Here is a 14554-nt window from a genome sequence, read left to right as displayed (position 1 = left end):
GGTCACGGGGTGTTGTAAAGGAGCATGAGCACGGCAGGGGGAGCCAGTGCGGGGCGCGCACCTGTGACCGAGGCCGCCGCGCTGGACACCGAGCACGCGCCTGTTTCGCGTAGGCGCAAACTCGGTGAGATTCTGATCGATGCGGGGGTCCTCACGCAGGAAGATCTCGACAAGGCGCTTTCCGCGCAGAAAGAGAGAGGCGGAAGGCTCGGTTCCGTGTTGGTGTCGATGGGCCTGGTGGATGAGGATTCCATGCTTGCAGCCCTCGAAGCCCAGCTCGGGATAGCTCGTGTCCAGCTCGCGAAGTACATCATCAACCCGGAAGTCGCGCGCCTCCTTTCCGAGTCTTTCGTGAGGTCACACAAGGTGTTTCCCGTCGAGCGGGTCGGCGACAGGCTAACCCTCGCGATGGCCGACCCTCTGGACGTGTTCGCCATAGATGACGTGAGGATCTCCACCGGGCTGCAAGTCGACCCCGTGATCGCTAGTGAGGCAGAGATAGAGGCGGCAATAGCGGAGTCCTACGGCGGAGGTGCTGTGGCAAGACTCGCCAAGGAGGTTCAAGCCCAGGTCGCCGGGGGTGCCGGAAGAGGGCAGAGCTCCAAGGCCGACGAGGCAAGGCGGGCGGCCGACGAGGCTCAAGTGATGAGCGCTCCGGCTGTGAGGCTGGCCAACGCCATCATCTCAGAGGCGGTGAAGGCCAGGGCGAGCGACATCCACATCGAGCCTCAGGAGTCGCAAGTCCGCGTGAGGTACAGGGTCGACGGCGTTCTCAGGAACGTCATGACTTTCCCGAAGGAGCTCGGTCCCGCGGTGGCCTCGCGGATCAAGGTCACCGCGGGTATGGATATAGCGGAGAGGCGAGTCCCGCAGGACGGTCGCGTTGAGATACGAGCGGAAGGCGAGGAAGTCGACCTGCGTGTGTCCACCCTGCCCACGCTCCACGGAGAGAAGGTGGAGATCAGGATTCTGCGGTCGAAGGGGTCGATCGCACGCATCGACGAACTGGGGTTTCTCGAGGCGGACGCGGCACGTCTTAGGCAGGCCATAGCGCGCCCCAACGGCATAGTGCTCGTTACGGGTCCGACCGGAAGCGGCAAGACCATGACGTTGTACGCGGCCCTCCATGAGCTGAACAGCCCGGAGAAGAACATTGTGACCATCGAAGACCCTGTTGAGTTCCGCGTGTCGGGTCTAAACCAGGTGCAGACGAACCCAAAGGCGGGCCTCACTTTTTCAGCGGGGTTGCGGGCCATACTGAGGCAGGACCCCGACATCGTCATGGTGGGTGAGATAAGGGACAGGGAGACCGCGGAGATAGCGATAAGGTTCGCCATGACGGGACACCTGGTGCTGAGCACTTTCCATACCATCGACGCGGCGGGCGCGCTGGTGAGGCTCACCGAGATGGGGGTCGAACCGTACCTCGTGGCCTCGTCAGTGACTGCGGTGGTTGCCCAAAGGCTCGTGCGCAGGGTCTGCTCGTACTGCGCGGAGGAACGCGAGATCGGACCGGATGGCTGGGCGGCCTGGAGCGCCCTCGCGCCTGACACTGCCGCCAAGGTTGAGGCGGAGCGCGGGAGGGTGTTGAGGCGCGGTCGCGGGTGCCGGCAGTGTGCGAACACGGGCTGTCACGGACGAACGGCGATAGCCGAGGTGATGGTGGTCGACGACGACATCCGGGATCTGGTCATGAGGTCCGCTTCGGCCGCGGACATAGAAAACGCCGCGGTGAAGGCCGGCATGACCAAGCTGGTGGTGGACGGGGCGCGCAAGGTGCTCCTTGGGATCACCACGCCGGAGGAGCTCGCGAAGGTTTGCGCGGTGCCGCACTGCGAGGAGGGTGCTCGGTCGTGTCCATAGAGGAGTTGCTGAGACTGGCTGTTCAAAGCGGCGCGTCAGACCTTCACATCACCACAGGCCTTCCTCCCGTGCTCAGGGTGGTCGGGGGCCTGAGGCCTCTGGAGGGTCACCAGCCGCTCGCGCCTCAGGACGCGGAGGCGCTCGTTCTCGCGCTCATGAGCGAGGAGCACAAGCGGACTTTCGCCGAACAGGGACAGGTGGACTTCTCGTACGGCCTGCCCGGGGTGGGACGTTTCAGGGTGAACACGTACCGCCAGAGGGGGACGTGCGGCGCGGCGATACGGATCATCCCGCACGAGGTGCCCACGGCAAGTGAACTCGGGCTGCCCCACGTGGTCGAGACGCTCGCCCGAAAGACCCGGGGCTTCGTGGTCGTGACTGGCCCGACCGGGAGCGGCAAGTCCACGACCCTCGCAGCTATGGTTGATCTCATAAACACCGAGCGGAACTGCCACGTGATGACGATCGAGGACCCCATCGAGTACCTGCACAGGCACAAGAGGGCCATGGTGAATCAGCGGGAGATCGGCCAGGATTCCGCGTCGTTCGCCTTGGCGCTCAGAGCCGCGCTTCGAGAGGATCCCGACGTGATCCTCGTGGGCGAGATGCGCGACCTCGAGACAATGAGCACAGCCATCACGGCGGCGGAGACGGGTCATCTGGTGCTTGCCACGCTCCACACGGGGGACGCGGTGCAGACCATCGACCGGATCATAGACGTATACCCGCCGTACCAACAGCAGCAGGTCAGGATCCAGCTGGCGGCGACGCTCGTTGCCGTGGTCGCCCAGCAACTCGTTCCGCGGAAGGACAAGCCTGGCAGGGTGCCCGCGGTCGAGGTGATGGTGGGTACCCCGGCAGTGCGGAACCTCATCCGGGAAGGCAAGACCCATCAGCTCCGTTCGGTCATCCAGACCGGGGCGAGGTTCGGAATGCAGACCATGGACCAGTCACTGCGGCAGTGGGTGGAACAAGGCGTCGTGAGCCTGGAGGACGCCCTTACCATCGCCGTCGACCAGGACGAGCTCAAGAGGCTCATCAGGGGAGCGTAGAGCGGGGGGCGCAAAGTGGAGCGGGAGTTCACGTACCGTGCGCGCGATGCAGAAGGACGCCTCACCCAGGGGACCATCACGGCAGCCAACGAGGCGGCCGCTGTGGAGCTACTGCGCGCTCAGGGGCTCGTCGTAACCGGCTTCGTCGGCGCGGACAGGAACGAGGTCGGCCGCGGCGGGCAGTCCGCGGCGCCTCCAACCGGAGCGAGGACGTTGAGGGTGCAGAGCCTTGCGAGGCTTTCGCGGCACCTTTCCGTGATGATGCAGGCGGGAGTTGGGCTCTCGGCGGCCCTGCGTACCCTCGCGAGCCAGGCCGAGACGAGGTCGGAAAGACGCGTCCTGGAGGTGGCAAAAGCCCGCGTAGACTCCGGAAACCCACTTGCGGGGGCGTTACGGGAGACCGGAGCCTTCCCACCGCTCTTCATCCACATGGTGGAGGCGGGGGAGGTGACCGGGCGGCTCGACGAGGTGCTTGCGAGACTCGCGGATTACTTTGAGAAGGACCACGACCTCCGTCAGAAGGTCAAGGGGGCGCTCACCTACCCGGCGGTGGTCACGGCCTTTGCCGTTCTGGTGGTAGCGGTCCTCATCACCTTCGTCATCCCGAGGTTCGTGGACATGCTCGCCCAAGCCGGCGTGCCGCTGCCGGGCGTCACCCGCGTCGTATTCGGGATCGGCAGATTCGCCCAGGCGAGGTGGTACGCGGTGCTCGGGGTGCCGGCGGTCATGGCTGCTGGAGCAGCGTATTGGCTCAGGACGGATAGAGGCCGCTATTGGTGGGACTCGACGGTGTTGCGACTCCCAGTGATCGGGAGGTTCACGGAGAAAGTCATCGTGGTTCGCTTCGCACAGACCTTCGCGAGTCTTCTCGCTGCGGGCGTGCCGATCCTTCAGAGCCTCGAGATCGTTGAGAAGGTCGTTGGAAACAGCCGAATAGCGATGGGCCTGCGGCAGGCCCGCGCGGGCGTGAGGGAGGGCGCGGGCGTGGCTCTTCCGCTGGCGCAAGCCGAGATATTCCCGCCTGTCGTCACGCAGATGATGACCATCGGTGAGGAAGGGGGTGCTCTCGACACCTTGCTCACAAGGCTCGCAGGCTTCTATGAGCAGGAGGTCGACCGAGGCATCAAGTCGCTCACGAGTTTGATCGAGCCGGCGGTCATCGTGTTCTTGGGCGTGTGCGTCGCCCTCGTGGCGGCTTCAGTGATACTCCCGATGTTCAGAATGGTGGAGGCTGTATAGCCGGCCTTGCGTCGTGTGTTGGCGCCGGCCCGCCGTCCGGGAGGGGAGGTGGTACGCGGAAGAGCGCCGGCTTAGTGGTGGGAGCTATCGAGATGATATCAAGTCCGAACTATGTAAAGGAGGTCGTTTACAGTGACGAGGCTGGGCGTGTGCGTAAGGCGCGCCGTCCGCAGGGTGCTCTGCGATAGGCGCGGCTTCACGTTGGTGGAGATGCTCATAGTTATCGCCATCATAGGAATCCTCGCGGCGATCGCGGTGCCGAGTTACTCGAAAGTCACCGAAGCCGCTAAGAAGAAGGCTTGCGCGGCGAACCTGAAGATGCTAGCGCAGCTGGTGCTACTGTACCGTGTGGATACGGGCGGCGAGCCAACCGAAATCGACAACTTGTCCGACTATGTTGAGGGCGGCAGCGTGCCCGCGTGTCCCGTGGGAGGGGCCGGCCAGTACACGCTGGTGACGGCTACCGGTGGCAAGGTCACCGGTGTGAAGTGCAACTCGTGCAATATCACTGTGGACGTCGCGGATTGAGCTGGCTTCCGGCTTGCGCCGTCTCCCCGGCGTCGATCTGCCGACATATGGCCAGAACGCGGGGAGCGTCTTCGTTGATCATGCTTGAGTCCTGGAAGGTCGATAGATTGTGCGAGGTCCAGGGGCTCCCGCGGTCCGCGCCGCTCGATTCATGCCGCCGTTCGCCGTGGCCGACGAGATGACGGGGCAGTTCGTCATCGGTCTCGACCGGACGGGTATTTGGGGGAAAACCGGCCGGCCGCGGGGGCCCGGCTGGCCGGGTCGGCGGGTCTTCGATCAGGGACTATCGGGGCGGGCGAGGTGCGTCCGTAGGCGCGTCAGTAGGTGCGTTGGAAAGCAGCGAGGTGACGAACAATCCTCAAGTTGCTGGCGTTCGTTTCGGGAGCGGTCATAGGGAGTTTCCTTAGCGTGTGCATCCACCGAATTCCGCGCGACGGCCAGATCGTGGGGCCGAGGTCGCAGTGCCCCAGATGTGGGGCGGCGCTGGGGCCGCTCGACCTGGTTCCCGTGTTTAGCTATTTGCTCCTTCGGGGCAGGTGCCGTCATTGCCGGGGGAGGATATCTCTTTTGTACCCCGTTCTCGAGGTCGGAATGGGGCTCGTCTTCCTTCTAATGGTCGAGACGCGCGGGGTGGGGGCCGAGACGTTGAGCAGGCTCGCCTTGGCCAGCTTGGTCGTAGTGGCCGCGGTCATCGATCTCAATCACGGCGTGATCCCCGATAGACTCACGCTTCCCTGGACGGCCGTGGGAGTCGCTGTCGGGGCGACAGGCGGCTTTCCACAGGTTGCCGCTCGCATCGCGGGACTCCTCCTCTGCGGCGGACTAGTCCTGCTTATCGCCGTCTTGAGCCGCGGAGGCATGGGAGGCGGCGACGTCAAGATGATGGCGTTGGTAGGAAGCTTTCTCGGACCGTGGGGAGGTCTGGCGTCTTTCATGACAGCATGCGTCCTAGGAGCTCTGACTGGCGTGTGGCTCATCCTTGCCGGTCTCAAGAAAAGGAGAGACGCGATCCCATTCGCGCCTTTCATCGCCGCAGGAGCGATAATAGTGTCCGTCTCGGAGACATGGGTGGTCCGCGTTCTCTTCCCGTGGCTCACCTGGATCGGCTAGGTGGACCACGCTCGTGACCCGGATGCTCGGAAGGGAGGCGGTCGTCTGAGCCCGATGCTCCGATTCTGCGGCGCGAAGCGCGCCGTGGGACTCGACATAGGAACGACCCTCATAAAGGTGGTCGAGATCTCGAAAACAAAGCGCGCGACCGAGATCGTGCGCGCGGGAATCCATCCTACTCCGGAAGGAGCGGTCGCTGACGGGAGCGTCCTCGACCCACCAAACGTCGCCTTCGCGGTGAAGGAAGCCATGAGAGCGGCGGGGATAAGGGCCACCGAAGTATACGCCGCTATCGCCGGGGACGACGTCGTGGTGAGGCACGTGACCTTTCCGCGCATGCCCAAGGAGGAGCTCGCTCAGGCGGTGAAGTGGGAGGCCGGAGCGTACATACCTTACGCTGCGAAGGACGCGAGCATCGACTACCAGGTCGTCGGCCCGGTCCCGCATTTCCCGGACAAGCTCGAAGTCATGATCGTGGCCGCACCAAAGAAGCTGGTAGAGAGCCACGTCCGGACTCTACAGCTTGCGGGGTTGTACCCGCTCGCCCTGGACATCCAGCCGGTTACGCTCGACCGCATCTTCCGCGGGGCAAGCAGCGGGGGCTCGGGCTTTTACGCGGACATAGGAGGGGGGACCACCGACCTCGCCTACACTGAGCACGGCGTGTTGAGGTTTACGCGCATCGTGGGAATAGGCGGAAACGACTTCACAGCTGCGGTCGCGGAAGCCACGGGGCGCAGCTCCAGTTGGGCGGAAAGCGCCAAGCGCGAGCACCGCGTGTCCAAGTCGCCCGGTCCCCCAGGGGTCGGCGTTTCTCCTGCGCCTGGAGACGGTGTACAGGGCGATGCAGAGAGCGACGTGGTCGGACGGGCGCTTGCACGCGTGGCGGCCAGACTCGCGCTGGAGATCAGAAGGTCGATTGACTACTGCGAAGCCCAAGCCAGGACTAGGCTGGGCGAGGACGCGCGCATCACCTCGGTCATCCTCACCGGAGGCGGCTCGAAGCTGGCGGGGCTGGGTGAGTTCCTCGAAAAGTCCGTTTCTGTGCGCATTATCAGTGGTGACCCTCTGAGGAACCCGTCGCCTGCGAGGGCGCCGCGCCTCTCCGACGTGCTTGCCGAGCACGGGCCATCCCTATCCGTCGCGATCGGGCTTGCGCTGCGGGGGGTGGAGGAGTCGTGAAGGTCGGCGTGGACCTGCTCCCCGCGGGAATACCAAAGCCGCCCAGAACGAGCCTGCCTCGGATAGCCGTGGCGGCCTCGGTGTGCGTCTTCTTGATGGGAGTCGTGCTTCTCTATGCGATGAAGGCACAGGAGATCGCTCACCTCTCCCGTGCCGTGCAAGCTCGAGAAGAGGAGTACGCTCGGTATTCCTGGCTCGACCGCGACATACAGGAGACTCGCAAGCGCAAGGACGAATTGCTGGCGAGGATTGCTTCAGCCAGGGGCCAAGTCCAAAGCGGTCTTCCGGCGCGCGAGATCCTCGGAGCCCTTCCGCACGCCCTTCCGTCCGGTGTGCGCCTCGTGCAGTTCACCCTCGCTGGCGACGGGAAGACGGTAATGGAGGGAGAGGCGACATCCTTGGAGGCAGTGGCCTCGTTCATGTTGTCACTCGAGGACACGAGGATGTTCGAGAATGCCCGACTCGCCAGTGTGACCAGGATCAGCGAAAGAGCTGGATTGTTCGTCTTCCATGCCATGGCCACCCTGTCGGGCGCTGGAGGCGGGACTCCATGAGCAGGGCCGCGAGCACTCGGAGTCGCGCCTGGATGCGCCTTGCTGCTCTTGCGGCAGGTTTCCTCATCGCGGGTTACCTCGTCAACGAGTGGATCCTTTCGCCGATGTCGGGGCGGGCCGCGGAACTCGCCCGGCGCCTCGACATAGTGACGAGCAAGATAGGGTCCGTCGCCGAAAAGGGTGAGACCCTCGCGAGTCTGCGGAGAGAGTACGAGCGGGCTCGAGAAGCCCTTCAAGACGTCGATTCGACGATTACGAGGGAGACAGGTCTTCCGTACTTCGTCAGAGATTTGGAGCGCGCCGCATCAGCGTCGGGAGCGGCCTTGCAAGATCTCTCCATTGGAACGCTCACCGCATCCAGCCCGTACTCGGAGATCCCCGTCACGGTGAAAGTCCGTGGAACCTATCGACAAGTGCAGGCTTTCCTGGATAGGACGCTCTCCGTCGGGCGAACGGTGAGCGTCAAGGGCATTCACCTGCTCTCCACGGGAGGGGCTGGCGACATGGGGTCTACCCAAGCCATCGACGCGACGTTTTCCATGGTTTTGTACGTGGTGCCGAAGGGTGGAGGCGACGGATGAGAAACCTCTCGGGCATCAACTCGGGCATCAACATGGGAGGAGACCTAGGCGAGGACACGCAAGCGTCGCCCAGGAAAGCGAGAATTCGCCGTGCGACGGCCATTGTGGCAGGTGTGGCAGTGGCGGCGGGCCTGACGGCCATTGCGATCTTGAAAGGCGTTGTGTGCCCGGTGGTTGTGCGTCCGGCGGAGGATGGCGCGGCTACGCTGCCCCCTGCGGCGTCCGACCGTTCCGTCATTCCACAGAAGTGGCGTGACCTACAGAGACCTCTCCCTGCTCTCGAGCAGAGTGGCAAGGAGGAGGGGGACATTGCCTTCCGCGCGAGGAGCACGGATGATCCATTCGCCGTGGACATCGCTATCGCTGGGCGCTTGCGGGTCACCGGGCCCCCCCTTGCGTCTTGGGATTTGCAGGCGGAAACCGATTCGGGAGTGGTCGACCGATCCGGAGCGGACGCTTCGACCGATGTCGCCTCGCAGGGTTCGGCCAAGCCCGAGGAGTCACCGGACGGTGGGGCGCAGATCCGGCGGCAGGAGGACGCGTCCTTGGGCCTTCCCCGCTCCCCGGCAACATCAGGGCCCGACGCGGCGATCAAGGCGCCGGACCAGGCAGTCGTGGACGCGCCCGCGTCCCACGGTGCGCCTCCTTTGAGCGGGCTCGCCGCCACAGGCGAGGAAGCGCCTGCCGTCCGAATCCATCAGGCGGCGGACACGCGTCAGGGCGTGGGCGGGCAGACGCCTAGTGGGGGAAGCGAGGATGGCCGCGTGAAGCCCGACCAGGGTACAGACGGTGCGGATGCCGAGACGTCACCCTCCGCGCCGTCCGTGGATCTCCGCGCGGCTCCCTCGCCCGTTTCGAGTCTCGAAGGAGGCGCGGCCCCCCCAGGCGCGCAGACCCCGCGCGTCGAGCTGGCTTTGCCGAGCGGGAAGGCGAGGGAAGGCGGGCCTGAGGTCGGAGACCAGGGCACCCTTGTCCCGCAGAAGCCGCGCGTGGAGCCTCCGCGTATGGTCCTAACGGGCATCATCTCCGCCGGCGGCTCGGTCGCGTACGCGATAGTGAGGACTCCCCGCGGAAGCATCATCGTCCGACCAGGCGAAGAAGCGGAGGGCGCGACCGTGGAATCCGTGGGGGAAAGGTCGATCACCGTGCTCAAGGAAGGCGAGGAGTTCGTGCTCGAACTCGGAGGAGGCAGTGAACGATGACAACCGGTCAGCGCCCGACCAGGCGCATGGTCCTCGCGATCGCGCTCATGCTCGTGACGTGTTCCCTTGCTGCGGCGCAACCCTGGAAGGCGCTCGCACAAGATGCGGATGGCGGTCAGAGCGAGGGGCCAATGCCTGGGCAGGGGGTCCAGACTCAATCGCAGCCGGGTGCCGAGGCTAAGTCCCAAGGTCGAGACGAGGATCCGGGCCGGCAGGAAGCGAAAGGCCCCGTCTCAGGGGGACCGCCTTGGCCGGTCACGATAGACCTCAAGGGCGCCGACGTGCGCGATGTCCTCAAGATCCTCGCTGAGCTCAGCGGGGCGAACATCGTTTCCGATCCCTCAGTGAGGGGCGAGGTCTCCCTCACCTTGAAGGCAGTCCCGGTGACCGACGCCGTGGAGCTGGTTACGCGCGCAACCGGACTAGCGTACAGGTACGTGGGTAACAGTCTCGTTGTCGCCGCACCGGCAAGGTTCAAGGAAGGGTTCGACAAGGTCGAGACCAGAGTGTTCAAGCTGGACTACTCATCGCCGGGGGACATCAAGCAAGCTCTCAGCCTCGTGATCCCCGCGGACAAGCTCCAGGTGGAGGAGCGTACCAACTCGGTCGTCGCGTCCGGCTCCCGGATCGAGCTCGATGAGGCTGAACGGATAATACGGAAACTGGACGTGCCCGTTCCAATGGTCCGGATAGACGCGCGGCTCGAGGAGATCGCCAAGGATGCTCTGGACGAGTTCGGGATAAACTGGCAGGAGGCTGGCCAGTTCGGGAAGGTGTTCATACGTACAGACCCTGTCACCGGGGCGTTCACCGGGCTCTCCCTCGCCGTAGGGCCGTTCCTCAAGATGCTCGAGGACTCCGGCAAAGCGGCGACCATCGCGAGACCCGGCACCACCACGCTCGATGGCACCGAGGCCCGGATCTTCATCGGTGACAAGATCCCCATCATAATCGCGGGCTCAGAAGGCGAACAAGCCGGGCAAAGCGTGTCTTTCATCGAGGCAGGGGTCAAGCTCGTAATCACCCCGCGCGTCAATCGCAACGGCCTCATCACCGTGCACGTGCGTCCGGAGGTGTCCTCCATCCTCGGCCAAGAAAAGACCCAGGGGTACCCGCACGTCAGGACGAGGGAGGCGGATTTCGTTGCGACGGTCCGCGACGGGGAGACCCTGGCGATCGCAGGGTTGCTCCAGCGTGAGGAGATCGACAGCATGCTCAAGCTGCCCATTCTCGGCGACATCCCTATTCTAGGGGCGCTTTTCAGGAGCCGGAAGGTCGAGGCCAGGGAGACCGAGATGGTCATCTTCATCACGCCGACCATCGTCACGGTGAACGACGCCAAGACACTGGCCGAGCCGGCCAAGACAGGCGAGAAGGAGACGGAGCCCGTGACGGAGAATATCCAGGTTCCGACGATGCCCGACGCCCTCCCCGGCCGCGCCGCGGGTGGCACTCCTTAGCCGCCTGCGTAGAGTCTGCGTAGAGGAGGAGTGCGAGGAAGGCCGGACCGCCGTCGAGCCGCGCCTTCCGCGCAGCAGGATTTGCGCTGCGGGCTTGGTGGTGTTGGGCTGTCAGGCTGACTAGGATGATAGGTGGGAGGATGGAACATGGCTTGCATGTCGACGAGACTGCAGAGTCTTCGCGACCGTCTCGCGGAGCACGGAATCGACGCCCTCCTCGTGACGCGGCCGGAGAACAGGCGGTATATCACGGGATTCACCGGGTCGTCGGGAGTTGTGGTGGTATCCCGGGATCACGCCGTGCTCATCACGGATTTTCGTTACGTTGAGCAGGCCTCTTCCCAAGCGCCGGGGTTTCGCATCGTGAAGCACGGCGTGAAGATGGTCGAGGCTCTCAAGTCGGTCCTCGAGGAAGTCGGCGTCTCCAGCCTCGGGTTCGAAAAGGACGTCGTCACGTTCAAGCAGCACGAGACGTTCTGTTCCGAGCTCCCGGGGGTCAAGCTGGTGCCGGTAGAAGGCGTCGTCGAGAAGATGCGGATGGTGAAGGACGAGGATGAGATCGAGAAGATCCGGCGCGCGGAGGCGCTGGGGGACGCCGCGTTCTCGCACATACTCACCGTGCTCAAGCCCGGCATGACGGAGATCGAAGTCGCCACCGAGATGGAGTGGTTCATGAGAAGGAACGGGGCCGAGAGGACGGGTTTCGACGTCATCGTCGCGTCCGGCGCCAACGGAGCCATGCCTCACGCCGTGGCCAGCAGCAAGCGGCTCGTCCCAGGAGAGCTCATCGTGCTCGACTTCGGAGCTGTCGTTGAGGGCTACAGAGGCGATGCCACGCGCACGGTTGTCTTGGGCCGGGCGTCTCGCGAGCAACGGGAGGTATACGGGATAGTGCTGCGGGCGCAGGAGGCAGCGCTGGAGAGGATAAGGGCCGGAATGAAGGGCGAGGAAGCTCATGAGATAGCTCAACGCGTCATCGAAGACGCGGGCTACGGCGATAACTTCGGTCACGGGCTCGGACACGGTGTGGGCCTTGCCGTTCATGAGGAGCCGCGCCTCGCTCCCATGTCCTCCACGGTGCTCGAGCCCGGCATGGTGGTGAGCGTTGAGCCCGGCATCTACTTGCCGGGGAGGTTTGGGGTGCGCATCGAGGACCTGGTCGTCGTGGAGGACGGGGGCGTGCGCAACCTCACGACAGCACCAAAGGAGCTCATCGAGGTGTAGGCCGGTGCGGCGCGCCAAATATTCGCCGGTGGGAGAGGATAATCTAGAGACGGCGCGAACTATGTCTGTATTTGATCCAGTTCGGGGGTGGGTGCATGATATCTACTAACGACTTCCATACAGGACTTACCATCGAGCTCGACGGCGAGGTCTACACCGTGGTGGACTTCCAGCACGTGAAGCCCGGCAAGGGTTCGGCGTTCGTCCGTTCCAGACTGAAGAACGTGAAAACCGGGTACGTGGTGGAGCGAACCTTCCGAGCGGGTGAGAAGCTTCCGAGAGCTCACATCGAGTACAGGGAGATGCAGTACCTTTACAGCTCGGGCGACGAGAACCATTTCATGGACACGTCCACCTATGAGCAGCTGGTACTGAGCAACGAGACGCTCGGACACGCGAAGAAGTACTTGAAGGAGAACATGGTCATCGGGGTCCAAATGTACGAAGGCTCTCCCATCGGAGTGGAGCTCCCGAACTTCGTCGAGCTTGCCGTCGTGGAAACCGACCCCGGCCTGCGTGGCGACACCGCCACCGGGGGATCGAAGCCCGCCACCCTTGAGACAGGCGCGGTGGTCCAGGTGCCTCTCTTCGTGAACGTCGGCGACGTCATCAGGGTGGACACGCGCACAGACCAGTACCTCGAGAGGGTGTAACAGAAAGCCAGCAGAGAGCGCAACCTGCGCCGGCCCTCAGGGGCCGACCCACGTGATACGTCCAGACCTGCCGCGGAGATGGCGCAACGCACGCCACCTCCGCGCTGTGTTCTTGCGCGAGCCAGCCTGTCATAAAACCCTTCCTCCCGCATAATCATGGTTGTACGAGGGGGGGGACGTGCCGTGCTTGCGGAAGGTAGACGGGGACGGTCCGTGGACGACGTGATTATCGATGAGATCGCGCCATGCCTCCCGGCGAGGCTGCGATCTGCGCTGCTGACGCTGCCCACCGAGCTCCTCGCGAGGACTCACGAGATTCGCCTCAGGCGCGGCCGCCCGGTGATGCTCATCGCCGGACGCGACGAAGCGTTTCTCGCCTCACAGGGGGGAGTCGCGCGAGGCCCGGAGGAGTGCTACATACTGAGCGATCAGGAAGCGGTCGCTGCCCTTCAGCTCATGGCGGGGGCGTCTGTATACGCATTTGACGACGAGCTCCGCCAGGGTTACATAACGCTGCGCGGCGGTCACAGGGTCGGCATCGTCGGCCGGGCCGTGGTCCAGGACGGCGCGGTCAAGATCATCAAGGACATATCCGGCTTCTGCATAAGGGTATCCCACGAAGTCCTTGGGGCGGCGGACGCGGTGATGCCTCACCTCGTCAAGTCCCGCGATCGTCTCTTTCACACCCTCATCGTGTCGCCCCCACGCTGCGGCAAGACGACGCTCCTTCGCGACATAGCACGGCAGGCGAGCGACGGGGCACCATCGCTGGGCCTTTCCGGCCTCCGAGTGGGCATCGTGGACGAGCGCTCGGAGATAGCCGCCTGCTTCGCAGGTCTTCCTCAGAACACGGTGGGTCTGCGCACAGACGTTCTCGACGCGTGCCCGAAAGCCGCGGGCATGATCATGCTGGTAAGATCGATGTCCCCCGATCTCGTGGCCACCGACGAGATCGGCAGGGAGGAAGACGCAGTGGCCGTCCGCGAGGTGATGAACGCGGGGGTCAGCGTCGTGGTGACTGCCCACGGTGAGTCGCACGAGGACGTGGCGAGGCGTCCCGCCCTTCGGTGCCTTTTCGAGGCACAGATGTTCGAGAGGGTCGTGATCCTGAGCTCTGCGGAAGGCCCGGGCACCGTCGAGACCATCCTGGACTTGAGGACTGGCAAGGCCCTTTTCACGCGCCCCGCCCGCCAGGGGTCTACGGCAAACGAGGGGGAGGGGACTCTTTGATGCGTGGTGCGGGCCGCCTGGACGATTGAAGAGAACGAGGCGCGACGGGCGGCACGGCCCAGCTTGGCCTGGCGCCACGACGTCGGGGAGGGGACGCCTGTGTTGAGGTTTCTGGGCGCTGCCCTGGTTGTAGGGTCAGCTGCGCTCATCGGAAACCAAGTAGCGCGCAACTATGCGGAACGTCCTCGGGAGCTTGCGGACATATCATCGTCCTTCGCGCATCTCCAGACGGAGATCTCTTACGCGAGGACGCCCCTGGCTGAGGCTTTGACGCGCGCGTGCGGGAGTCGACGTGGCGCGGGCGCCCGGATATTCCGCGCCGCGGCGGACCTCATCAGAGGGTCCGAGCTCCTTCCGGGGGAAGCGTGGCGCGCGGCGGTGCTATCCGTGTACGGGTGGTCCGCCCTGGCTGCAGAGGATCGCGACGTCTTGCTGGCGTTCGGGGAGACCCTCGGGGCGTGCGGCGCCGAAGATCAACTCCGTCACGTCGTCCTCGCGCGAGAGCGCCTGCGGGAAAACGAGGCAAGAGCGCGGGACGAGGCGGAACGTATGGCAAGGATGTGGCGGTACCTCGGGGTCACAGTTGGCGCCATGGTGGCTCTCCTCCTCTATTGAGGCCTTGGTGTGCTCGGCGCGTCGTAGCCCACGGGCACCGGGCGTCCGGCCTGCGCCGGTG

Annotated in this window: 13 protein-coding genes and 1 pseudogene; all 14 read left to right on the top strand. The window is 64.5% G+C overall.

Annotated elements, in window-relative coordinates:
* Window positions 1-24: 24 nt before the first annotated feature.
* Window positions 25-1863, top strand: a complete 1839-nt coding sequence (locus NUW12_03090) for an ATPase, T2SS/T4P/T4SS family (GenBank protein ID MCR4401757.1) — start codon at window positions 25-27, stop codon at window positions 1861-1863.
* Window positions 1854-2915, top strand: coding sequence for a type IV pilus twitching motility protein PilT (locus tag NUW12_03085; protein ID MCR4401756.1), 1062 nt, complete (start codon window positions 1854-1856; stop codon window positions 2913-2915). Before NUW12_03090 ends, NUW12_03085 begins: the two co-directional genes overlap by 10 nt.
* A 15-nt stretch (window positions 2916-2930) precedes the next feature.
* The gene (locus tag NUW12_03080; GenBank protein ID MCR4401755.1) at window positions 2931-4154 is read left to right on the top strand and encodes a type II secretion system F family protein; all 1224 of its coding nucleotides are present in this window, start codon (window positions 2931-2933) and stop codon (window positions 4152-4154) included.
* Between the two features lie 174 nt (window positions 4155-4328).
* Window positions 4329-4421 (top strand): annotated as a pseudogene (locus tag NUW12_03075) (prepilin-type N-terminal cleavage/methylation domain-containing protein).
* A 624-nt stretch (window positions 4422-5045) separates the two neighbouring features.
* Window positions 5046-5792 (top strand): A24 family peptidase, encoded by a 747-nt coding sequence (locus NUW12_03070; GenBank protein ID MCR4401754.1) that lies wholly within the window; start codon window positions 5046-5048, stop codon window positions 5790-5792.
* Window positions 5793-5846: 54 nt separating this feature from the next.
* Complete coding sequence (pilM, locus tag NUW12_03065; protein ID MCR4401753.1) at window positions 5847-6974, top strand: type IV pilus assembly protein PilM; 1128 nt, start codon at window positions 5847-5849, stop codon at window positions 6972-6974.
* Window positions 6971-7528 (top strand): PilN domain-containing protein, encoded by a 558-nt coding sequence (locus NUW12_03060; GenBank protein ID MCR4401752.1) that lies wholly within the window; start codon window positions 6971-6973, stop codon window positions 7526-7528. The genes pilM and NUW12_03060 overlap by 4 nt, the downstream gene beginning before the upstream one ends.
* Window positions 7525-8109, top strand: coding sequence for a type 4a pilus biogenesis protein PilO (gene pilO, locus NUW12_03055; protein MCR4401751.1), 585 nt, complete (start codon window positions 7525-7527; stop codon window positions 8107-8109). The genes NUW12_03060 and pilO overlap by 4 nt, the downstream gene beginning before the upstream one ends.
* Window positions 8106-9311 carry a hypothetical protein gene (locus NUW12_03050; GenBank protein ID MCR4401750.1) on the top strand — a complete coding sequence of 402 codons (1206 nt, stop codon included), beginning with the start codon at window positions 8106-8108 and terminating at the stop codon, window positions 9309-9311. The genes pilO and NUW12_03050 overlap by 4 nt, the downstream gene beginning before the upstream one ends.
* A complete protein-coding gene (locus tag NUW12_03045; protein ID MCR4401749.1) occupies window positions 9308-10771 on the top strand; it encodes a hypothetical protein in 1464 nt (487 codons plus the stop codon). The genes NUW12_03050 and NUW12_03045 overlap by 4 nt, the downstream gene beginning before the upstream one ends.
* A 147-nt stretch (window positions 10772-10918) precedes the next feature.
* A complete protein-coding gene (locus NUW12_03040; GenBank protein ID MCR4401748.1) occupies window positions 10919-11995 on the top strand; it encodes a Xaa-Pro peptidase family protein in 1077 nt (358 codons plus the stop codon).
* A 95-nt stretch (window positions 11996-12090) separates the two neighbouring features.
* Window positions 12091-12648 carry an elongation factor P gene (gene efp, locus NUW12_03035; GenBank protein ID MCR4401747.1) on the top strand — a complete coding sequence of 186 codons (558 nt, stop codon included), beginning with the start codon at window positions 12091-12093 and terminating at the stop codon, window positions 12646-12648.
* A gap of 213 nt (window positions 12649-12861) precedes the next feature.
* Window positions 12862-13878 carry a stage III sporulation protein AA gene (spoIIIAA, locus tag NUW12_03030; GenBank protein ID MCR4401746.1) on the top strand — a complete coding sequence of 339 codons (1017 nt, stop codon included), beginning with the start codon at window positions 12862-12864 and terminating at the stop codon, window positions 13876-13878.
* Between the two features lie 99 nt (window positions 13879-13977).
* On the top strand, window positions 13978-14493 hold the full coding sequence (locus tag NUW12_03025) for a stage III sporulation protein AB (GenBank protein MCR4401745.1): 516 nt from the start codon (window positions 13978-13980) through the stop codon (window positions 14491-14493).
* The last annotated feature ends 61 nt before the right edge of the window (window positions 14494-14554 follow it).

Source organism: Bacillota bacterium (assembly GCA_024653485.1).
Taxonomy (GTDB): domain Bacteria; phylum Bacillota; class SHA-98; order UBA4971; family UBA4971; genus UBA6256.
Note: the sequence above shows the minus strand (reverse complement) of the source record. Positions and strands in the feature narration are given on the sequence as shown.